Annotated in this window: 14 protein-coding genes; 5 read left to right on the top strand and 9 right to left on the bottom strand. The window is 62.7% G+C overall.

Going from position 1 to position 22826, the window contains the following annotated elements; genetic code table 11:
- The first annotated feature begins 48 nt into the window (after positions 1 to 48).
- Positions 49 to 1017, top strand: a complete 969-nt coding sequence (locus Pan216_RS12830) for a YybH family protein (protein WP_145258374.1) — start codon at positions 49 to 51, stop codon at positions 1015 to 1017.
- Between the two features lie 24 nt (positions 1018 to 1041).
- Complete coding sequence (locus tag Pan216_RS28330) at positions 1042 to 2715, top strand: hypothetical protein (RefSeq protein ID WP_419193598.1); 1674 nt, start codon at positions 1042 to 1044, stop codon at positions 2713 to 2715.
- Positions 2716 to 3104: 389 nt separating this feature from the next.
- Here Pan216_RS28330 and Pan216_RS12810 read toward each other — a convergent pair whose 3' ends face one another.
- Positions 3105 to 4544, bottom strand: a complete 1440-nt coding sequence (locus Pan216_RS12810; protein WP_145258371.1) for a sulfatase-like hydrolase/transferase — start codon at positions 4542 to 4544, stop codon at positions 3105 to 3107.
- Positions 4545 to 4860: 316 nt separating this feature from the next.
- Positions 4861 to 5634, bottom strand: a complete 774-nt coding sequence (locus Pan216_RS12805; RefSeq protein WP_145258370.1) for a hypothetical protein — start codon at positions 5632 to 5634, stop codon at positions 4861 to 4863.
- A 321-nt stretch (positions 5635 to 5955) separates the two neighbouring features.
- Between Pan216_RS12805 and Pan216_RS12800 the strand changes: the two genes are divergently transcribed.
- Positions 5956 to 6618: a nucleoside/nucleotide kinase family protein gene (locus Pan216_RS12800; protein ID WP_419193597.1), complete on the top strand. Its 663-nt coding sequence runs from the start codon at positions 5956 to 5958 to the stop codon at positions 6616 to 6618.
- 183 nt (positions 6619 to 6801) lie between these two features.
- Here the strand turns inward: Pan216_RS12800 and Pan216_RS12795 are convergent, their stop codons facing one another.
- The 4 genes from Pan216_RS12795 to Pan216_RS12780 form a co-directional block, all read right to left on the bottom strand.
- Positions 6802 to 9201, bottom strand: coding sequence for a serine/threonine-protein kinase (locus Pan216_RS12795; protein ID WP_419193673.1), 2400 nt, complete (start codon positions 9199 to 9201; stop codon positions 6802 to 6804).
- A gap of 143 nt (positions 9202 to 9344) precedes the next feature.
- Positions 9345 to 10070 carry a hypothetical protein gene (locus tag Pan216_RS12790; protein ID WP_145258368.1) on the bottom strand — a complete coding sequence of 242 codons (726 nt, stop codon included), beginning with the start codon at positions 10068 to 10070 and terminating at the stop codon, positions 9345 to 9347.
- A 65-nt stretch (positions 10071 to 10135) separates the two neighbouring features.
- A complete protein-coding gene (locus tag Pan216_RS12785) occupies positions 10136 to 10729 on the bottom strand; it encodes a DUF6931 family protein (RefSeq protein WP_145258367.1) in 594 nt (197 codons plus the stop codon).
- Positions 10730 to 10986: 257 nt separating this feature from the next.
- A complete protein-coding gene (locus Pan216_RS12780; protein ID WP_145258366.1) occupies positions 10987 to 13350 on the bottom strand; it encodes a type VI secretion system Vgr family protein in 2364 nt (787 codons plus the stop codon).
- Positions 13351 to 13940: 590 nt separating this feature from the next.
- On the opposite strand from Pan216_RS12780, the gene Pan216_RS12775 reads away from it, so the two are divergent.
- Entirely contained in the window at positions 13941 to 14333 is a 393-nt protein-coding gene (locus tag Pan216_RS12775; protein WP_145258365.1) for a hypothetical protein, read from the top strand.
- A gap of 278 nt (positions 14334 to 14611) precedes the next feature.
- Here the strand turns inward: Pan216_RS12775 and Pan216_RS12770 are convergent, their stop codons facing one another.
- Both Pan216_RS12770 and Pan216_RS12765 read right to left on the bottom strand, forming a co-directional pair.
- Positions 14612 to 16060 (bottom strand): DUF1501 domain-containing protein, encoded by a 1449-nt coding sequence (locus Pan216_RS12770; protein ID WP_145258364.1) that lies wholly within the window; start codon positions 16058 to 16060, stop codon positions 14612 to 14614.
- A gap of 5 nt (positions 16061 to 16065) precedes the next feature.
- Positions 16066 to 18540, bottom strand: coding sequence for a PSD1 and planctomycete cytochrome C domain-containing protein (locus Pan216_RS12765; protein WP_145258363.1), 2475 nt, complete (start codon positions 18538 to 18540; stop codon positions 16066 to 16068).
- Between the two features lie 425 nt (positions 18541 to 18965).
- On the opposite strand from Pan216_RS12765, the gene Pan216_RS12760 reads away from it, so the two are divergent.
- Positions 18966 to 21332 carry a hypothetical protein gene (locus Pan216_RS12760; protein ID WP_145258362.1) on the top strand — a complete coding sequence of 789 codons (2367 nt, stop codon included), beginning with the start codon at positions 18966 to 18968 and terminating at the stop codon, positions 21330 to 21332.
- A 32-nt stretch (positions 21333 to 21364) separates the two neighbouring features.
- Here the strand turns inward: Pan216_RS12760 and dgt are convergent, their stop codons facing one another.
- Positions 21365 to 22726 (bottom strand): dGTP triphosphohydrolase, encoded by a 1362-nt coding sequence (dgt, locus tag Pan216_RS12755; RefSeq protein WP_145258361.1) that lies wholly within the window; start codon positions 22724 to 22726, stop codon positions 21365 to 21367.
- Positions 22727 to 22826: the final 100 nt, after the last annotated feature.

Genomic DNA, 22826 nt, shown 5'->3' with positions numbered 1-22826 from the left:
ACCGACCTCAACTAGCGTCGGCCACACATTGCTTAGAGGTTCTCATCCATGGGTGAATCGAGATCCAAGACGTCGTGGCTTCGCCTCGCGGCCCGCCACGGCTTGATGTTGACGGCCCTCTTCGGCGTCGTCCATGCCGCGACCGCTCAAGAGGAGAAAGGGGCGACCACCGAGGCAAGCGAACCCAAATCGCCTCAGGCCGAAACGGTTCGCAAGCACCTCACTTCCTACGTCGATGCCTACAACGCCAAGGACGTCGACAAGCTGATGGAGCACTGGCACGACGACGGTGTCCACACCGACGCCGACGGGGGGAAGACGGTCGGCAAGGAAGCGCTCGCGGCCCGACTCAAGACCCTCTTCAAGGCCCAGGGCGACGCCAAGCTCGACCTGATGGTCACCTCGGTCTCGGCTCCGGTCGCCGATGTGCTCATCTCCGATGGCATCGCCATGGTCAGCGTCAACGGTCGTCCTCACATGGAGGGACACTTCTCGGCGGTGTGGGCCAAGGGGACCGACGGAACGTGGAAACTCGCCAGCGTTCGAGAGTTGCCCGGCTCCGGCAGCGACTCCGAGACACCCAACGAAGTCGGCGCCCTTGCATGGATGGTCGGCAATTGGTCCGGCGAAGACGGCAAGATGACCGCCCGGCTCTGGTGCCACTGGTCGATCAACGGCCACTTCCTCATTCGCCGTTTCTCCATGTACTACGACGGCCAGAAGGTCATGGAAGGACTCGAGTTGATCGGATGGGACGCCGCCGAGGAGGAGATCCACTCCTGGTCCTTCGACTCCGAGGGGGGCGTCACCCAGGGCGTCTGGAAGAACCGCGACGACGCCTGGCACGTCAACGCCCATGCCTCGCTGGCGAGCGGCGACAAGGCCTCGGCGATTCACGTCTACAAGGCGATCGACGACAATTCGTTCGAATGGTCCTCCATCAGTCGTGAGGTGGATGGGCAACTCCTTCCCGACATCGGTCCGATGACCGTTGTTCGTGACGCGTCCGGACAGTAGGGAACCGCAAAGCGAGGATAGATCATGAGACAGTTCGCGCTCGTAACGATCGCGTCGCTCTTGCTTGTCGCCCACCAAACGGCACCCGTTTGGGCCATCGGCATGCGAGGTGGTGGTGGAGGTGGCTTCCGCGGTGGCGGAGGTGGTGGCGGCTTCCGCGGCGGCGGAGGAGGCGGCAGTTTCCGCGGCGGCGGAGGAGGCGGCAGTTTCCGCGGCGGCGGAGGCATGTCTTCCGGTGGCTTCCGCGTCGGTGGCGGTGGAAGTGGAGGTGGCGGAGGTAATATCAGCAACTTCCGCTCTTCGTCGGGAGGCTTTCACGGCGGCCCCTCGTCCTTGAGTTCCTTCCGCTCCTCCGGCGGAAGTGGTGGCGGCGGAAACGTTCGTCCCGGCGGCAGCGACTTGGGCTCCCGATTGAACTCAGGTGGTGGCGGCCGGCTCTCAGGCGGTGATTTGGGCGCCCGCCTCAACCCCGGCGGCGGCAACCTCAGCGCCGGTCGGCTCGATGGGCTCCGACCGGGCAGTGGTGGAGCCCCTTCCAGCCAGGATCTTCGAAGCTTTCTCAACCTTCCCGCGGGCGGTCAAGCCGGACGCCCAGGAACTGGCGGAGGACAGCGTCCTCTGGGGCCAGGCGGCGAGCAACGCCCTCTCGGTCCGGGCGGTGAGCAGCGTCCTCTGGGGCCAGGCGGCGAGCAACGCCCTCTCGGTCCGGGCGGCGAGCAGCGTCCTCTGGGACCAGGCGGCGAGCAACGCCCTCTCGGTCCGGGCGGCGAGCAGCGTCCTCTGGGACCAGGCGGCGAACGACGACCGCTCGGTCCGGGAGGCGAGCAGCGCCGCTTGGGGCCTGGTGGTGAGCAGACTCGCGCTAGCCGAGCCTACGCCAACGCTCGCAACGACGTCCCTCGCTTCGAGGGAAATCGTGACCAGCGAGTCGCCCGGCGTGATGCTCGCGCGAATCAGATCCGGCGCGATCATCCGTGGCGTCCCTACAACCGTCCGTTCACTCAGAATTGGTGGCGTCGTCGCCCCTATCCCCCACCCTACGGGCCGTGGCGCAACTGGTGGCGTCGTCCGTACTATGGTTGGGGATGGGCCGCGTGGGGCGGGTTGACCGGCTTCCTTGTCGGTTCCAGCTTCTCGCAACCGATCTATTACGACTACGGCAGCAACGTCTACTACGACAGCGGCAGCGTCTACATCGATGGACAAGAGGCCGCGACCGCGACCGAGTACGCCGAGCAAGCCGAACAGATCGCCAACGACGGAACCCCCAGCACCTCGCAATCGGGGGAGATGTCCGCGGAAGAGGCCAAGAATTGGATGCCGCTGGGTGTCTACGCCTTGACCAATTCCGACAAGGGTGATGCCACGATGTACCTTCAGCTCGCGATCAGCAAGGACGGCAAGATCAGCGGCACCTATTACAACACCATGACCAACCAGAACCTTCCGGTCTACGGTTCGGTCGACGAGAAGACACAACGGGCCGCATGGTACATCGGCACCAACAAGGACACTGTCATGGAGACGGGGCTCTACAACCTGACGAAGCCGCAAACGCCGATCTTGGTGCATTTCGGGAAGGACAAGACCCAACAGTGGCTCATGGTCCACCTCGATCAACCCAAGGAGGACGGCAGCGGCGGCGACGAGAACTCGGAAGCTCCCGCTCCCACCGGGAACGGCGAAAAGGCGTCCTAGGGTCCTGATTGGTTAATTCATTGACTAAAAGACTCTTGGATGCCACGCCCACGCTGGCCGTGGGCATGCGGAAAACGCCTATGACTAGGCAAACTTCCGCAGGATCTGAGGGCCGAGATTCAATGTAGCGAACTTGCCTATCAGGACACAAGGGCACCGTCATCGCTTGATGCTCGGGTGTCATTGGCTGCTTGTCAGCCAGTGTGAACGACTTGCGTCGCCGACAACCCGAAGGCGAACGTTTGACCGTGTGCGAGGCATTTTCGATTAACGGCCTGTCAGCCCGTTGAACAAAAAATTAAGCCGGCGCGCCTCGTAAGTCGCGCCGGCTTCGTTGTTGCGCGGACGGTTCATCTCGCCACTTTCCTCATCAAGTAGTCTAGCGAGGTTCACCCCTTCTTCTGAGGACTCGTCGTCGTCTGGGCCGTCCAGTCGGGAGCTTCCTGCTGGACGCCCTTGAGGATTCCCTTGAGTTGTTCGGACATCTTCTCGAGTCGCTCTGGCTCGGCCGAGGAGAGGTCGCGCCGCTGACCGAGGTCGTCTTTCAAGTTGTAGAGTTCGAAGCGAACCAGCTTGTAGTTCTTGATGACGTCGTCGTCGCCGGGCTGGTAATGGCGTGGTTTCTTCTTGTCGAGATCCCAAATCCCCAGCACCACCCAGTCGCCGTCGCGCATCGCCGAAACCGGTTCGGTGAGCGAACGATAGTAGTGCCAATGGAGCGGCGTCTCGCGTTTGATCGGTTCGCAGTGAAACGCGGGCACCATGCTCGTGCCATCGATCGTCTTGTCTGTTGGAACTTTGACGCCGGCGAGTTGACAACAGGTCGGCAGGACATCGACGCCGCCGACCGGCTCGTCGCAAACGGCCCCCTTGGCGACATGCCCCGGCCAACGCATGATCCCCGGTACCCGGATTCCCGCTTCGTAGAGGTGGAGCTTCATGCCGCGAAGCGGTCCTGGCGACCCGTGGGAGCGCCAGGCGCTACGGTAGCGGCTGAGCGTTTCCGGGCCGTTGTCGGAGGTGAAGAAGACGAAGGTCGAGTCGTCGAGCTTCTCCTTATCGAGCGCCGCCATCAGCTTGCCGACCGCCTTGTCCATGTTGGTGACGTTGGCGTAGTAGAGGGCCTCCCCCTTCTTGGTCGCTTGCGGATAGGACGTGACCAGATCCTCGGGCGAGTCGATCGGTTCGTGCGGCTCGTGGAAACAGACGAACATGAAGAACGGCTTCTCGGGGTCGCGCCGCTCGAGCCAGCCGATCGCCTCGTCGGCGACGACTTGGCAGGAGAAGTCCTTCGTCGGGCCGACCGGCTCGCCGTTGCGGACGAAATTCGTCGGCTGCTTGTGCGTCGGGGAAGCGTTATTCTGCGTCGCGAACCAATGGTCGAAGCCGTGATCGTCGGGTTGGGGCTGGAGGTCACTGTTGAAGTGGCCGTTGCAGTGCCACTTGCCGAACTGTCCCGTTTGATAGCCCGCCCCCTTCAGCAGCTTGGCGACGGTCTTCTCGTCCTCGCGAAGGTGGGTGACGTTGCCTTCGGGAATCCAGTCATAGACGCCGAGCCGGTTCGGCGTTCGCCCCGTCAAGAGGCCCGCCCGGGAGGGTGAACAGACCGGCGCCGCGGAATAGCAGTCGGTCAGTCGCGTCCCCTGATCGGCCAGTTTGTCGAGGTTCGGCGTCTTGATGGTCTTGTTGCCGTAACATGCGAGATCGCCGTAGCCGAGATCGTCGCACAAGATGATCAGAAAGTTCGGCCGGTCTTCGGCCTGGGACGCTGCCTGTCCCGTCGCGACGAAGAGGCAGCAAACGAGCAGCGAACGTAGTCCTACGCGCATCAATCACTCCAGTGGGAGAATGGTGACTTTCAACCAGTATCCCGATGGTAATGCTGCGTGCGCGCCGTGGAAAGTCTCTCGTCGCCAATCGGAGAGAGGAGGTGATCGTGACTCCAAGAGAAGTGAAGGTCGTCCACATCGCGAACGCCGGTACCGTCGAGGCTGTCCGGCGTTCGCGAGGGCCATCACGAGAAGGCGACATCGAGGGAGTCGCGAATGGAGGGAAACAGAGGCGCGTCACCAATCGGGCCGGCGCCGAACGAGTCCGTACCGCTCGAATTCACGTCAGCCCCTGGGAAGTGGAGATGAAGCTCCGTCACGGCGTGCAGCCGCGGCACGACTCCAGCTCGAGTGCGAAGTACATCTTGCGTTCATGGCAGCAGCGACGCCGAACTTGCATGACGCCCAGGTAGAGCCCCGGCGAGACTTCCCGCATTTCATCGCGGACGTTGCGCCAGACGATGGGAGACTTCCCTTGATAGTCCATGATCACCGCGTCGCGACCGTCGACCCAACTTGGCCCCACGCTCACGTTCGCCTTCACCGCGCGAAACCCCGCCCACTGATTGATGAGATCGCCCTTGCAGGGACGGAAAATCTTACCGCGCCAGACGAACCGCGTGACCTTCGAGCGGATCGGCGTCATCTTCTCACAAGGCGGGTAGAGGGCGAGCCCGTTCGCTCGACCCACGGGGATGGTGGCTCCATCGGACTGGCGATAGAGGGCATCGAGTTCCGGCCAGTTCATGCACGCCAAGCGCTCGAGCGACAGGTTCTCCTCCCCGACACAAGTACCCCCCATGTGCTCCACGGAGGAATCAACCACCGCGCCGGCCACATTCGCCACCGTCTCGTCACTCGAAGAGATGGAGCGTAGAGAGGCCTCCTCCCCCTTCTCGTCAACGGTGCGGGTGGGCCCCTGTTCCATCGACAACGACGGAGCGAGCTTCGCGGGAAGGTCGGCGGTCACTTCGAGACTGACCGGGACCAACCCAGGCGTGACCTTCTCGTCGTTGGCTCGTCCCAAAGCGGGAAGGATCAGCATTCCAAGACATCCGCAACCGATCAGCGAGCGACGCAGCGTGAGCATGAGCAACTTTCTCTTCGAGTCACGGCGGACATGATGTCGTGAACCCAGGTACCTTCGGCCGATGGTTGTCCGCACCCTCTTTCCCATCGGCGCGCGGCGGATCCATCGTGAGCCAAAGGCCCCGTCGCCGAAGCGCGGAACGGTCTCGCATCTCGGCATCCCTCACCCGATGGGGATCCTCCCGACAGGTGACACCACCGGCACTCTCCGTACAACCAGACTTCGACTCGCCGCCCCCTCGCGACGAGACGCGTCCGATGATCCGCCGGAACAACGCCGGCCAGTCCCTTCAACGCTGTCGGCAAGTGAGGCGAAATCGTCATGGCCACGACGAAGGTGACTCTCCCAGAAACGGTCGATCTCATTCACGCTTGGCGAGCCGGCGTTCCCCTGGGCCGAAGCCTCCTTGTCGCGGTCAGCGGCATCGATGGGTCAGGCAAGGGTTTCGTCTCCGCGCGACTGGCCGAGCACTGCCGGGGGCTTGGCCATCGGACCGCCGTGATCAACATCGACGGTTGGCTTCGTCTTCCGGCCGAGCGTTTCCGCGACACCGATCCCGGAGGGCACTTCTATCGTCACGCGATTCGCTTCGATGCGATGTTCTCCCAGTTGGTCCTCCCCTTACGCGATCAACGAAGCATCGCGGTCGAGTCCGACTTCGCCGAAGAGACGGCAAGCAGCTATCGGAGAGAACGCTGGGAGTTCGACGACATCGACGTGATTCTGCTGGAGGGAATCTATCTACTCAAGAGCGAGTTTCGCGAGCACTACGACGGGTCGATCTGGGTCGAGTGCACCTTCGAAACCGCTCTGGAGCGGGCCATCGCCAGGGGCCAGGAGGGACTCGAAGAGAAGGCGACCATCGATGCCTACCGAACGATCTACTTCCCCGCCCAAGAGCGCCACTTCCGTCTCGATCACCCCAAGGACCATGCCAACGCCCTACTCCTCAATGACGAACGTCTTGGCGATAGCGTGGAGTAGAGTCCCGATTGGCAAGTTCGTTGCATGAAGCCTCGTCTACCTTTCGTGCGGAAGCTTGCCGAAGGAATGACGTTTCTCACATACCGACCAAAAGCGTGGACCGACGGGTACGACTCGCTCGAACGGAATGAGTCACCACGGACCGCGCCCGCGCGCCGCCTGTCAAGAGATGGGGACTGGACCTTACCCGGTGAGCTTGCGTTGATCTCGTAGTGGGGGCGACGTGGCCCCAACTCGAAGCCAGTTCGATCGGGGAGTCAGGATCCAAAAGAGGACCACGATGACGATCAAGGCGCCGACCAGCAGGAGCAACTCCGTCAACACGACTCGGTCGCGCCGCGCTCGAATCATGTCGAGGAATGGGGCGACGTGGCGGACCTTCGCCAAATGGAGCGATCGATCCAAGGAGAAGAGGTCGTTGTTGACCGGCTCAACTCGCGCCGCCCAATTCTCCCCACTCATCGACAGCGCGTCGCCACGAACCAGCGAAAGGTCCGTCGCGTAGTAAGGCCCCAACTCGGGAACGACATCTTCGATGCGCGTGGTGGCGTCCGGCACGATGGCTTGACGATCGCTCCTCGACGCTAGGATCACACCTCGATGGTCGGTCAGGTAGATGTCGGTCCTGACCAAGTCCTCGCGATGAGTCGAGAGGTCGAGCAATCCAATGTCGGCCTCGATGAACGCGATGATCGAAACGGCGTCCGAAGGATCCGTGAGCGGAGCGACAGCGAAGAGTCGAACGGCCTTCGACGGATCGCGCGACTCGTCCCACCAAGCCGTCATGCGAACGGTGGCGACCGGCAGGGAGCGGCACTCCCAGAGGAACTCGTCGATCGACTCCGGAAGAACGGTCTGACGAATCGATGGCGGGACGCCGTCACCGTTGGGCATCACCTCGAACGTCAAGTCCGGCCCCCGTCCGACCAGGGAGAGGCCGATCGAGCGGTAGTCCCGGTTCGAGTTCAAGAACTGCCCGACGTCCTCCAGGATCGTCTTCGGTTCCTCGCCGCGAATGTCGTTGTCCGACTCGAGCACGTGATCGAGATACTGGCGCACCGACGACAGTCGGACGACGATCTGAAGATCGCCCTCTATCTCGACCATCCGCTGCTGAAACAGCTTTTGCTGTGACTGCATGCTGCGGTCGATCTGGCGATGCATCTCGTCATCGATCACTTGCTGATGGGTGTCGACGAGGAACATCGAGGCGCTGGCCAGTACCGCGGTCAAGACGAGAAACGACGCGCAAAGAAGTGTTCCCAAACGACGCCGGACAAACCAACGAGCGACGCGCGCCCGCGTTGGCTCCGGATAGGCGGCAACCGGTTCGCCGACCAGCCATCGTCGGATATCGAGTTCCAGTTCACCGACACTCTCGTAGCGTTCGCTCGGCTCCTTCTCCATCGCCCGCGCGCAGATCGCGTCGAGGGCTTTGGGGACCCATCGGGCAAGTCGCCGCACCCGAGGCGTTTCCGCATGGACGATATCCTCGAAGTGCGCTTTGGCGTTTCGAGCGGCGTGGCGTTGATGGGGAGATTCACCGGTGAGCACCTTGAACAGGATCGCACCGAGCCCATAAATGTCCGTCGCGGGCCCGACCCGCGTGTTGGTCCCCGCTGCTTGCTCGGGCGCCATGTACAACGGGCTGCCGACCACGAGCCCCTCGCGAGTCTCCTCCAGACACGGCGCGTTCGAAAGGTCGTTCTCGTCGAGTGGTCGCTCGCTGCCCTCGTCGGCGCCCCCGAGAATCTTCGCGAGTCCCCAGTCGAGCACGACGACTTGGCCGAAGCCACTCACCATGATGTTCGCGGGCTTCAGGTCGCGATGGACGATCTCACGCGAGTGGGCGAACGCGACCGCGTCGCAAACGTCGAGGAAGATGCTCATCAGGATGTTGAGCCGGACGGGATCACACCGCCTCTCGGAAGTGCTCGCGTGGAATTCCTGGATGACTTCATCGAACGTGCGTCCCTCGACGAAACGCATCGAGTAGCGAGGATTGCCCCTCTCGTCGGTCCAGATGCTGTAGATCGGAACGATGTTGGGATGCTGTAGTCGGGCGATCACTTGGGCTTCGCGTAGGAAGCGACGACGGGCCTCGTCATTGACGAGCGACTGGGCACGGAGTTGCTTGACGGCGACCTCTCGGTCGAGGGCCACTTCGTGCCCCCGCCACACCTCACCGAACCCGCCACGTCGGTACAACTCGAGAAGCCGACACGACTCCCTCCCATCGGAACCGTCTATTCCTTGGCCCTTACTCCAGTCGCCATTGAGGTAACGGCGTAGGATGGGATCGCGAACCCGTTCGACGGCTTCCGAGATGTGCTGAGCGAGCAAGCGGTGGAGCAACTCGCGACGATCGACTTCGCTGGTGGCGTCGTCCAGACGTTTCTCGAGCGAACGCGAGAACCGCTCCTGTTCGGAGCCCGCAAGTAACCCGTGCCCCACCAGGACATCGACGAGGCTCTTCGCCGGTTCGTGAGCCGCGAGAAGCAACCCGCGCACCAGGGCTCCTTCATCAAGGATGCCGTGGAGAAGCGCCCCCGCCGCGAAGAGTCGGTCGGTCTCATCGTGCATGATCAAGGAGTCGATTCCGTCGCAAGAGTCGCTTCAGGCAACGACCGGTCCCATCGGCACGGTGTGTCGCGGGGGACGTCATTGCGCCGAGCTTCGCCTCAACTCACGTTGGCGTTGGTCGATGTCCGTTCCGATGACGAGGCCTATTTGAAGAAGTCGGTCCAGCGACTGTCTTCGTCCGCCTTCGGATCGCTCGGCTCCTCGCGTGACTGTGCTTCGAACAGCGACTGCGAACTGCAAAGCCACGCCGCCCAACTCTCGTGGAGATTGACCGAGTCGGGTAAGTCCATCGACGAGTTTGCCCCACTCTCCCCGATGGGTGAGGCAGCGGCGTCGGTGGACGTCGTCCCGGGAGTCGCCGGTCGAACCACCGAGAGAATTGATCCCGAATCGTGAACCCAATCGGGAATCTCGAGTGGCTGAAGCGTCGACTCCTCCTCGCGACGCGACGAGCGTGTCCCATAGGATCGCCAATCGTGTTCCTCGGCGAAACGCTTCGCGGCCGCCCCTTCCACGTCCGCGAGTTCGGGGTTCTCACCAATCGCTCGCAGCGATTGGTACTGCGCGATCTGCTCCGCCTCGAGATCCTCCATCTCGTGGTATTCGGGCGGGACCTGGGAGAGAACCTTTTGCCGATCCTCTTCCGACATCGCGGCGGTCATCTCTTCGACGTTGGGCAACTTCGCCGCTTGAGGTTCGGGGACCTCGATCGACCGTAGCGCCTCGAGCACCTCGGCTTGCTGTTGCTGAAAGAGCTTCTCGACCTCCCGCACTTTCTCCAGCGGCGCCCCCATGTCGGCGACCATCCGTTTGGAATTCGCCATCGACTGAAGCAGTTCGATGAGTTGAGCGGGGTTGAACGATGCCATGTTGTCGCCTCGCAGACTTGCCCTCGCGTTCCATTTCGTACCTGCGTCCCCAACGGGACCTCGAGTCACTCCTGGTGATCGAGCACGTTCCAGGGGCGTTCCCCGCGCGAGACCTCCAGTCCCAACAACAGGCAACCGCGCACCAGTTCGTCACGCCGTTCCGGCTGGAGGTTGGCGGCGATGACGATCGCGGCATGAATCCCTCGAGCCTGGAAGTCCTGGGGAACGTGGTATTTCGGCCGCGGCAGCGGAATCACCTCGTAGCCTGCCGCCCGTGCCAAGATCGTCACGCAACTCTCCTCGGGACACCGCTCGGCGGTCTCCTGCACCCGCTGGCGATGTTCATCATTCGGTTCCACCACCCAGCGGATCATCGCGTCCATGGCTCGATGCTCGATTGGAGAAAGCGTCTCGGGATCGAGGATCTTGATGAGGCAAAGACATCCCCACCAGACACTCTGACGCGTCGGCAAGGTGTACGCGATGAACCGCAAGGCATCGGTGTAGAGATGCTCCTTGAGGAGAGTTTCCAGGTACTCCCCCGCCGTCAGCCCTTCGCGAAGCTGAGACTTGGCCGACTCGCCGAGAAGCATCTCGACTTCGGAGCAGAGCTGACCGGCCGGTTTCTCGGCGGCTTCGAACTCGTAGACGACACTCATCGAGCGTTCCCGTTCCCTTGGTTGATGGTCGACATTCGGACCTTACCAGACCGTCGATCGATTCGCCTTAGCAGTCCGTTGATTTGAGCGGGCCGAGGCGAGAACCAGCCATGTTGGCCAAAATCGAGGAGGAGAAACGCAGGCGAATCCGTCGATTCGTCGAGTTGTCCCAACGCCGAGATTGGTCAAAAGGGCCGTTCGCGGCCGGCAGCAAATAGATCAACGGGCTGTTGGCCCGCTCTCAAAGCAACGGACTGCTACGTGTGCGTGTAGAGCGAAACCGCCCGCGTCAGGAGAGACTGACTCTGGTTCTGGAGCGAATTGAACCAGGTGATGGCGGCGGTCACATCGGAGCTTGCGATCACGTCGCTCTTTTTGATCACGTTGCTCATCTTGTTGCCGACGACGTAGTCGGCCTTGAACCCCAAAATGTAATCACCTTTGAGCCCCTGCACGAACTTGAGGTTCTTCCCCGCGATGACGTCCATCTTGTTGCCCGTCACGAGATCCATTTTCGTGCCGATGATGAACTTGGAATAGTTCCCGATGACCAGCGTGAGGTTCGCCCCCAAATAGAATTTCGTCTCTAGGGGTGTCGTGAAGCTGAGACTTCCCGTGAACTTCGCCTGGACGATGATGCCGGCATAGGCGCGCAGATCCACCGCCGCCTGGACGGTCGACTTGAACCCGGTGACGAAGTCGACCTTGACGAGGTAATGGCTGACGTACTCCGGCCCCCAGTCAATAGTGTATTTCCCGGTCGTCTTCTCCTCGCGATCCCCCTCGTGCACCTCGGAACTGTCGCCTTTGACCACCATGCTGTGGTCACCGTCGATGGTCTCCTCGCTGAAGCCCGAGACGTGCATCCGATGCCAGCCGTCGACGTCGATGTCGTAGCACGCCTCCTTATCCGTTACCGATTCCGCCGAGCCTCCTTCCTCCGAGGCTGGACGCGGACGAACCCGTGTTGGGGCCATGCTCTCGGTGTCAATCGACTCGTTCCATGCCCCAGGGCCGATGCGCACGATCTGCGAGTTTTCGGCGACGACCTCTAGATCTCGCTCCGCATGGAGATTGACCCGTTCCTCGCCGAGCGTGTCGTCGAACATCAGTTCGTTGTAGTTGCCCGGATCACCCGACTTGGAGTGACTCCTGATGCCGAACTTGTTCCGCTCTCGCGGCAGTTCATACGGGGGCGGACATTCGCTGTTGTAGAGCGATCCGACGATGAGCGGTTGATCCGGATCGCCGTCGACGAAGGAGACGATCACTTCCTGACCGACCCGCGGGATGTTGATCGATCCCCACTTCTCACCCGCCCACATCTGGCCAACGCGGATCCAACACGAACGGGAAAAGTCGTCGCGCGCGTCGCGATCCCAGTGAAAGCGGACCTTGACGCGGCCATACTCGTCGGTGTTGATCTCCTCGCCCTCATGGCCGGCAACCGTCGCGGTCTGAACGCCATCGATGCGCGGCCGCACCGTCGTTCGCGACGGCCGAAACGCCAATCCGAGCGGCGCGCACGCGAAGTCGTTCTCGTAGGCGCGCGACTCGTCCTTGCCGGCGAGTTCTCCCTGAGCCCGGAAGCGGTGGCGGACCTTCGTGACGAAGTAGGCATCGTCGGCGTCTGGATGTTGGCTGAGCTTGAATCGATAGCCCGGCACCATCATCGCGGCTCGTCCGTTCCCCTCGATCACGATCGCCTCGGCGAGTTGGGCCTCCTTGTCGACCGCCACCAGCCGCTCTCCCGCCGCCGTGACCCGTCGCGCCAAGGCCGCGGAATCGCCGTTGCCCTCGAACCGATGGGAAACGTCACCCACCAGATCACGTTCGCAATGCGCGAGCCCCGGCTGATCGAGCTTGTGCTCGATCGACCCCACCCGAACCGTGCCCGTCGTCCGATCCTCGGCTTGCCAAGACTTCTTGGCCGCTTGGAACGAGAAGTCGCGATGCGCGAACCGTTGCGGACGGACCCGCTGCGACTTTCTCCACGAACGGATCGTGCCGAACGAGTCGCTCTTGGGTTGAAAGGCGATCGTCGTCGACGGAGCGACCTCCGCGGCGAGCTTCGAGTCGTCGCCTAGGATCATCCGGTGGCGTTCGCCTTGATGATCGAAGTAGTAATAGATCCCCTCTTCCTCGAAGAGGCGGGAGACAAAGTCGAAGTCGCTCTCTTGGAACTGCACGCAATAGTGATGCGGCTCGTACTCATGAAGAAGCCGGGAGACATCCAGTTCGACGCCAACCAGCACCTCTTGAGCGATCTCGGCGACGGTCTTGTTCTGGAAGATGCGGCTGCGACGCGTCTGGGTCGCGAACCAAAGCGTCGGCACCAGCACCGCCCGAAGGTAGCGGTGGACGTCGTCGCGCTCTGTCTCGGAAACTTCACAAACGACCCCGTCGAAACGCCGACCGCTTGCCCCGTCGTCGCCCACTCGGATCGTCATCGGCTGGCCGAGCAACTTCTCGAACGGCTCCTCCCCGGCAAGGGGAACCTGCAAGTCGACCTGGAACTCGAAAGGCGTCGATACGGCTTCGGTGCCTTCAAAACCGACGATCCGAACGTCGGGAAGCACCGGAGCGATCATGGTCAACGGGATGATGTCTTCGGCGATCATGGCAATTCCCCTCCCCGATCGTGACCCATCAGTGATGCCGCTCTTTGATACGGCCCGAACTCGCGAAGCGGCTAATGTGTCGGCAAGAAAATTACATCCTGGCTCAACTCATCATCCGCCGGCGGGAAAACGTACGACAACAGGAGACCGACGCGGAGACCAAGTTGGCGCGGTACTCCGTTGCCCTGCCCTGGATTGGCGTTGTACAACGTTCCTGGTGGGCGACATCTGAGCTTTGTCTCAAAACCGATCGTTGGTCTCAAGCCAGGCGAGTTGGTGTGCGATGACAGACGCGTGCCGAGAGACCGGAACGAAACAAGTGCGGGTTCCTCGAACAAGTCCACGGTGACTAGCAGCCCGTTGATCTAAGCGAGCCAAGGCGAGAACGAGCCGTGTTTGCCAAGATCACGGAAAAGAAATGGAGGCGAATCGGTAGATTCGTCGAGTTTCATTGACGCCGAGATTGCTCAATAGGGCCGTTCGTAGTCGGCATCGAATAGTTCAACGGGCTGCTAGGGTCGGTGATGTTCGAGAGAAATCGGTTGGGACCGCTCTCAAGAGCGCTCGCTAGAAACAGGAGTGACCAGATCATGACCGAGACCGCCAAGGCAACAATGCCCGACGAAAGCGTGCTCACGTCGACTCAGGATACGCCGCCCCAAGCTCTCCGTTCGGGTCGGTCGATCACATTGCGTACGGACGAACAACAGGACACCGTCGAGATCCGCTCCCCCCAAGGGGACGTCGAACTGACGATCGTCCTCACGGACGCTGGTCCGGTCGTCTCGCTCAAGGGAGCCAAGCTCGAGATGGAAGCGGTCGACACGCTGTCCATGAGCTGTCGCCGGCTCGACGTCAAGTCGAAGGAGCGCGCGACGATCTACAGCGACGAGGACATCGTCCTGGCCAGTCGCGAGACCAAGCTCCGTTCTTCCGACGACATCACGCTCAACGGGGCGCATATCCGGATGAACAGCCCCTAGTTCATCCTTCGCCCCCTCAAGGGGGTTCAGCGTATTGGAGTTCGTGTCGGCTTGCGCGCCGGTTCATTTCATGTTTCGGGTGCCACTGGCTGCTTGTCAGCCAGCGCTCAAGGGTTCTCGCTGCACCAACACAAACGTCAACTTCGCACAGAGGACCGGTGACGTCATGGGCAAGCTCATCGCGGGAACTCGTTGTTCCCTAACTTGCTTCCGCTCGCCGAATCAAAAGCGCTTCCCGCATGCCTACGGCAAGCGTGGGCATTGCACCCAAGAGTGGCTTACGCCAGGATCTCCTTGACCACGTGCGCCTCCTCGACGCCGGTGAGCTTCGAGTCGAGACCCTGAAACTTGACGTGGAAACGAGAATGGTCGATCCCCAGGAGATGCAGCATCGTCGCGTGCAGATCGCGAACGTGAACGATCTTGTCCACCGAGTTGTAGCCTAGCTCGTCGGTCGCGCCGTGGGTGATGCCTCCTTGGACCCCGCCGCCGGCAAGCCACATCGAAAAGCCCTTGATGTGATGGTCTCGGCCGACGCCTCCCTTGCCTTGATACATCGGCGTCCGTCCGAACTCCCCTCCCCAGACGACGAGCGTGTCGTCGAGCATGCCGCGTTGCTTCAGGTCGGTGATCAACGCCCAGACCGGCTGATCGGTCAGTTTGCAGCAGACGCCCATGTACCTGACCAGCCCGCCGTGGTGGTCCCAGCCGCGATGGTAGAGGTGAATGAAGCGAACGCCCCGCTCGGCGAGCCGTCGCGCCAGTAGGCAGTTGCTCGCGAACGAGCCATCGCCCGGCTTGGCGCCGTACATGTCGAGCGTTTCGGCCGGTTCCTCCGAGATATCCATCAGCTCCGGCACGGAGCTTTGCATGCGGAAGGCCATCTCATACGCCGCGGTGCGGGTGTCGATCTCCGGGTTGCGGACCAATTCGTTGCGATGGGCGTTGAGTTGCTGAATCGCCGAGACGAGCTGTCGCTGCTGGTCGAGCGTCACACCTTTGGGCGGACGGACGTAGTGAACCGGATCGCCGGTCGCGTTGAACTCGACTCCCTGGAAGCGGCTTGGCAGAAACCCCGCCGACCATTGCCGCGACGCGATCGGCTGCGGGTTACGACCACCGGTGCTGGTGAGGACCACGAAGCCTGGGAGGTTCTCGCTCTCGCTCCCCAGTCCATAGTTGATCCACGAACCCATCGAGGGCCGGCCGCTGATCGCCGTCCCGGTGTTCATGAACGTGTTGGCCGGGTCGTGATTGATCTGCTCGGTCACCATCGAACGGACGATGCAAATGTCGTCGGCGATCTTCGCCGTCCAGGGTAAGAAATCGCTGATGTATTGCCCGTTCTCGCCATAACGGCCAAACTTGGTCATCGGCCCCTGGCACCTGAGTTCCTTCCCTTGAAGCTGCGCGATCGGCTGGCCCTCGGTGTAAGAAGCCGGCATCGGCTCCCCAGACATCTTCTCGAGCGTCGGCTTGTAGTCGAACGTCTCCAGATGCGACGGTCCGCCCGACATCGAGAGGAAAATGACCCGCTTCGCCTTCGGAGCGTGATGGGGGAATCCGCGCAAGCCCTCGTATTTGGCGGTGATCGCTTCGGACGACTCCTTCGCCGCGAGGTCCCGGGCGAGCATCGACCCGAGGGCGATCGAGCCGAAGCCGACGCCGGCTTGGCCGAGGAAGGCGCGCCGCATCAATCGAGCCGCTAGTTCGTTGGGAATGGTCATGCTAATCAGTTCCTCGTGATCGTCTCACTGAGATTGAGGATGGCCCTGGCGACCATCGTCCACGCCGCCAAGTCCGCTTGGTCGAGATCGTTCGGCACCGGCGTCAATCCGGTCGCGACCAGCTCGGCCGCGTCCTTCGGTTCGTCTTGGTAGAGCTTCCGACTCGTCTCCAACAAGCGCGTCAACGTCGCCGCTTCGTACTCGTCCGGACTGCGCGAGACCGCGTGACGAAAGGCGAAATCGAGCCGGCTTTCGGGCGTGCTCCCCCCCTCGCGCACGATGCGCTCCGCGAAGGCCCGTGAGGCTTCGACGAAGGTCGGGTCGTTGAGAAGGGTCAGAGCCGCGACCGGCGTGTTGGAGCGCGGACGCTGCGCCGTGCACTCCTCGCGACTGGGAGCGTCGAACGCCTTGAGCATCGGATGGAGAAACTGACGCTGCCAGTGGATGTAGAGTCCCCGCCGCCATTGCCGTTGATCGGAGTGATGCGAGTAGGTACGTGTGGGGAAATTGAGATGACGGTAGTATCCGGCCGGTTGGTACGGTTTGGCGCTGGAACCGCCAACTTGATCAACGAGCAACCCGCTGATCGCCAACGCGTTGTCGCGAACCATCTCCGCCGGCAACCGGTAGCGTGACTGACGTCCGACGAGCTGGTTGTAGGGATCCTTGGACCGTAGCGACTCCGGCGCGACCGACCCTTGACGATACGCCTGGCTCATCACCAGAAGCTTGACGAGCCGTTTGACATCCCAACCACTCTCGAGGAACTCGATCGCGAGATTGTCGAGCAACTCCGGCTGCACCGGGGGCTCTCCCTGGCCGCCGAAGTCGTCGAGCACCTTCGCGATCCCGGTGCCGAAGAAGAGGTACCAGAACCGGTTCGCGAAAACACGCGCCGTCAGTCCGCCGACTCCCTCCTCGGGAGACATGAGCCAATAGGCCAGATCGAGGCGACTCGCGCGGCTCGAGGAATCATCGCCGATCTTCCCCATGAACTCGGGCACGGCCGGTAGGACGACCTCGCCCGTCTCGTCGAGCCAGTTGCCGCGCGGCAAGATCCGCGTCGTTCGCGGCTCGGTCGCGACCGTCACCATGGTGCGTCGCCCGATCTTCATCAGGTCGTCGCGGACCCGCTTGGCCGTCTTGAGCTTCCCCTTGATCGTTTCGAGCTTCGCCCGCGTCGGAGAACCCGCCGGAAGCGGTTCCGGCTTCCAGTTCTTCGGCGCATTCTTGGGCTTGGGGGGCGTGAGGCGTTTGAATTCCGCCTCGAGGCTCTTGACCTTCCCCTCCCAATGCTGGAGCTTGGCTCGGTTCTCGTCGTCCTCGAAGACCCAGATCTCCGGGTCCCGACGAGCGGGAAGCGTGTTGGTCCCGTTGCGAAAGTGCGCCTCGTCGTTGACGTCGGCAAAGAAGGCGGAGAGCGCGTAAAAGTCCTTCATCGTGTACGGGTCGTACTTGTGATCGTGGCACTGGGCACAGCCGACGGTCGCTCCGAGCCAGACGCCCGACACGTTCCTCACCCGATCGGCGGCGTAGATCGCCCGGTACTCCTTCGGTTGCAGGCCCCCTTCGTGGGTCGTCTGCAAGAGCCGGTTGTAGCCGGTCGCGACGCGTTGGGCGAGCGTCGGATTCGGCAGCAGATCCCCCGCGAGCTGCTCGCGCGTGAACTGGTCGAACGGCATGTTCGCGTTGAAGGCCTCGATCACGTAGTCGCGATAGGGCGTGATCGCGTGATCCTGGTCGCCGTGATAGCCGACGGTATCGGCGAATCGGACAAGATCGAGCCAATAGATCGCCATCCGTTCGCCAAAGTGCGGCGACGCGAGCAGACGATCGACCAGCCGCTCGTAGGCTCCCGGATCGCGATCGTTGACGAAGTCATCGACCTCCTCGGGCTTGGGGGGCAACCCGGTCAGGTCGAACGTAAGCCGCCGAATCAGCGTCACCCGGTCGGCTTCCGGCGAGGGGGATAGACCTTCCTTCTCGAGCCGGCCCAGCACGAAGCGATCGACCCAGTTGCGCGGCCAGCGGGAGTCCCGCGTCCGCGGCGAGGGATGGCGTTTTGGCGTCACGTACGCCCAAGGCTCCGACCACTTGGCCCCGTCGGCGACCCAACGCCGCAGAAGGTCGACTTGTCTCTTCGTGAGCTTCTTGCCCGAATCGACCGGTGGCATCAATAGATCGTCATCGTCCGTCATGATCCGGGCGACGAGCTCACTCTTGGCGGGGTCTCCGGGAACGATCGCCTGATACCCACCAAGATCGGCGGTCGCGCCGGCGAACTGATCGAGCCGCAAGTCGGCCTCGCGGTGATTCGCGTCGGGGCCGTGGCAATAGAAGCAGTTTTCCGAGAGAATCGGGCGGATATCGCGATTGAAGTCGATCGCGTCGCTCGCGCCGGCTTCGGGCAGGACGTGAGACGTCAAACCGAGAATCACCGCGAAAGCGATCGCGACACGACCACGAGGGAACAGCACCATGAGCGACTCCAGCGGACGCGGAACCGGAACGTCACCGCCGGCAGCAAGAACGGCGCTACCGGAGTGGCAGGAAGGAATTAGCGGTAGGTGAGAGCCTTCGCCTCCCTGGCAAGCCAGAAATACCGAAAGCCGGTCGTCGGCAACCGGATCGTTTCACCCCCCCGATCACCTAGATGAACTATACCTGATACCGCGTCGCACATCAATCGCTACCTTCGCTCGCCTCGGCTCCCGGGGCCAGAGATGATGTCTCGAGACATCTATCTCCCGAGCCATCCCGCGTCCCCCGCGCGATGGGCGGACTCCCTCCACATCATAAGTTGACTCTTGGGCATCCCGCCGCCTCCCGACGCGGCGTTTATCCACGATTCCCCCGCAACGTGCCGTTCGCGGCGCCGAGGAGACCGACACCAGTGAGTGGACCAGTGACGAGACGAACCGGGACCAGCGTCTCGTCGCTCACCTGGGTCATCGGCCCCGTCGAGACGCTCCTGGTCATCTTCTCACTCACCGCCCTTCCCCTCGGCCACCTCCAAGTGAGCCGAACGCTCCTCTTTCTCCTGCTCGGTTGGCTCGCGAGCAAGGGGCTCCGCCGAGCGATCCATCGACCGAATTCCTCGACCCTGGCCCTCTTGGCGACACTGACGATCGGCTACGCCCTCGTCGTCTGGACCCAACTCGCCTCCTCCTGGATCGGCATCCTCGACGCCGGCAGTCAGTGGCTTCTCTGGTCGGCCCTCGGCATCCTCGGAGTCGCGGCCGGGAGTCGCGCCTCCTCCGGCGTGGAGACCGACTCCCCCGAGATCCCCACAACTCCCTGGGCGACGATCGCCGCCGGAGCCGTTGTCCTGCCCGCCTCGCTCTTCGCGATCGCGTACATCTTGGTCGGTTGGGAATACCCGCCGATCGAGTGGGACGCTCTTTCGTACCACCTCTACTTCCCGATACAGTGGGTCCAAGCCGGCCGAATCGACTACATCCCGACACCCTTCGGCCCCGAGTACTTCACTTACTTCCCCGGCAACTACGAGTGCTTCGTGACGTGGCTCCTCTGGGCGAACCCGAGCGATTGGCCCGCCAAGAGCGCAACCGCCCTCTTCGTCGGCTGGGTCGCCGTCGGCATCTGGAGTTGGACCCGCCTCGTCACTGACGAATCCGAGTCCACGACGACCGCCTCGGCCGCGTGGTCCTCCGCGCTGAGCGTCGCGGTGCTGCTTTGCACACCGAGCATCTACAGCGCCGCCAAGGGAACGATGAACGATCTGGCTGGCGCCGCCTGTTCCGCCACCTCGCTGTGCTTTCTCGTCGCCGGAAGACGGTCGAGCATCCGCCGGGAGCGATTCGTCTCCTTCGGACTCGCGGGACTCGCGGCTGGCCTCATGATCGGCACGAAGGCCACCAACGTCATCTACCTTCCGCTGCTCCTGCTCGGGCTCTTCGCGATCCTCCTTCCGCGACCCTCGAAGCCCCAGCCCACTGGCATCGGCAATGCCACCCTCATGACACTTCCGTTCTTCGCGATGACGACGCTCGGCGGCGGCTATTGGTTCGCGCGCAACCTGATTGAAACCGGCAATCCGGTCTATCCGCTGAACGTCGACTTGGGAGGTTGGACGATCTTTCGAGGACCGCTCGATCGCGGCACGATGTACGAAGGGGGCTGGAGCGTCGAGGAAACCGGGCTGACTGGCCTGTGGGAGACGGCGAGCCGCTACTTTCAGCAATCGCCCCTCGGCGAACGGCTCCTATCGCCTGGTTGGACGGCGAGCCTGTGGCCCGTCTTGATCGCGCTGGGCGTGGTCCTCACGACGACCCTCTTCCTACGGCGGCCCTGGAGACTGCTTCCCTGGTCGGCCCTTGGGTTGCCGATCGCGGGCATGCTCCTCTTCTGGATCCTCATCCCGCACACCACCGAGTTCCGACTCGCGGCTCCCGCGGCGGTCCTGCTCTTTGCGTGGGTCGGGCTCCTTCCCACACTCTTGCCGGGACGCTGGTCGATGCTCGGCTGGATCGTCTCCGCGGGGATCGCTGGAGGCTGGTTCGCTCTCAACGCCGGCATTTTGCGGGTGCTTCAAGACGGTTCGTCGTCGACCGCGATCGACAGCGTTCTCCTCGCGATCGTGATGGGGGCCCTGCTCCTCGTACTTCTCTGTTGGCAGATCTTCGGAGCATGGCCAGGACGACCGATCGTCTCCCTGCTCGGTGGGGTCCTTCTCGCCATCGCCCTCGCGGTCGTCAACGCCTTCACCCACGCGCCGACCCTTTGGCTCGATCGGCAACAACAGTTCCTTCACCTCGGCCAGCCCGCGAACACGCCCTGGATGCAAGCCTGGTTCGTCGGACAGCGGCTCGTCGCCCAGTTGACCCAAGACCAACCGAGCACGATCGCGTACGTCGGCTTCAACAGTCCCTACGGCCTCTTCGGGGATCGCCTCGCCAACCGCGTCGTCTACATCGCCCCGAGTCCGACCCAGGGCTGGTTCCTGCACCAGCACGTCGAGCATCACGGGCCGGAAGCGACCGCCCGCACCCGAGTTCGCGACCGCTTTCCGATTTATCGCGCTGATCGCGACCGTGACGACTGGCGAACGAACCTCGAACGCATCGGCGTCGACTACCTCTTCTTGACGACGGTCCACCCCAACGAACGTCACGCCTTTGCCGGCGAGATGGACCCGAACGGCTTTAGCATCGAACGGCGTTGGGCGGACGAACTGGCCTATCCGCTCCTCGCCCACGGCCCGAACTTTCGCCTCTACCAGGTCACTCCCCGGAGCCGCTCAACGCGGTGACTTAACACTGACACCATCACCGGCGTGGGTACTCACTCCAGATCGAACGAGACCCCGGCGATCACTTGCGAAAGGCGCGTGGCGTGGTCGTCGGTCATGCCACTGACGTAGTCCATCACTTGCGAGAGCCACCAACCGTACGGCTGCCCGAGATGCTTCTCGACATGCCGCTGCCCCCAGGTCAATTCGATCGTTCGCTGCGACAGAAAGTGAATTTCCGCGTACCGCTTCGCCGCGGCGATCGAACGAACGCTCTTCACGAACGCCTTGAGGATCCGCCCCAGCACGTGGTAGGCCCCGAGTTCGGTCGCGACCTTCTTGCGTTGCCCGAAGATCGAGTCGTAGAGGTGGTCGACCTCCTTCAACTGATCGTGACACGCCGGCCCGAGCGACGAGCGGAGACTGTCGAGCCGATCGCCGTTCATGATCGCGCCGAAGTCGCCCCGAAAGACCTCCCAGCATTGCCCCATCAGGCTCGCGATCGCCTGCCCGCGCAACCGGGAGAGCGGCATCCCGGCCGGGGAATCGAGGACCGCGATCCGCGCGAGCAGATTGTGAACGCGCGCCGCGTCGCAGATGCCCATCTCGACCGCGTCCTCGAGGTCGATGATCCGGTAACAGATGTCGTCGGCCGCCTCCATGAGGAAGGACAGCGGATGCCGACAGTGATCACCGCGACTGTTCGCCAAGCCGAGTCGGTCCGCCATCGCCGTGAATAGCTCGACCTCGGTGCTGTAGATATTGTGCTTCTGCTTGGTGGTCGTCCTCGGATCGGCCGAGGACCACGGGTACTTGACCGCCGCGCCCAAGGTGGCGTAGGTCAACCGCAGGTAGCCCGGAAGTGGATTGTCGGCCCGGGCCGCGAGCCGAAACCCCTGGGCGTTTCCCTCGAAATTCAACCAATCGGCTTTGAGAGTTGCCCACGTCTGTTCATCCGGAACCAGTTCTTTCGGCAGCAGTTCCTCGACATGCTCCCGAGCCCATTGCCGAATGATCTTCTCCCCCGCGTGCCCGAAGGGAGGATTGCCGAGGTCGTGCATCAGGCACGCCGACTGCAAGATCCACGGCAGATCGCGGACTCCCTGCTCGTCCAGATCGCTCCGCTCGACGGCGAACTTGGCCAGCAGCGTCGCGAACGAGCGTCCGACACTCGCGACCTCGATCGAGTGCGTCAGTCGGTTGTGGATGCGGTCGTTGCTCGCCATCGGATGGACTTGCGTCTTGCGGGCGAGTTTTCGAAAGGGTGGCGAGAAGACGATCCGGTCGTAGTCCTGCTCGAAGGGCGACCGATCCTCCTGGAGCGTCCGAACCTTCGCCGTACCCGACGAGGTCGTCGCCGGCCGCGGCACGCGCTCGGAGCACAACAGCCTCTTCCACGTCAATCGATGCGACATCCGGTCCGCTCCCCTCCGCCATCCCTTGGTTCCAGGAGCTTTTGATATGAGCTAGCGGACGGGGGAACTATTCGAGACGCGCCACCCGGCAAGCCGGGTG

The organism is Kolteria novifilia, assembly GCA_007748055.1.
In the GTDB taxonomy this organism is placed as follows: Bacteria; Planctomycetota; Planctomycetia; order Kolteriales; family Kolteriaceae; genus Kolteria; species Kolteria novifilia.
The sequence above is the reverse complement of the archived record's forward strand: the minus strand, read 5'-3'. Positions and strand labels throughout refer to the sequence as shown.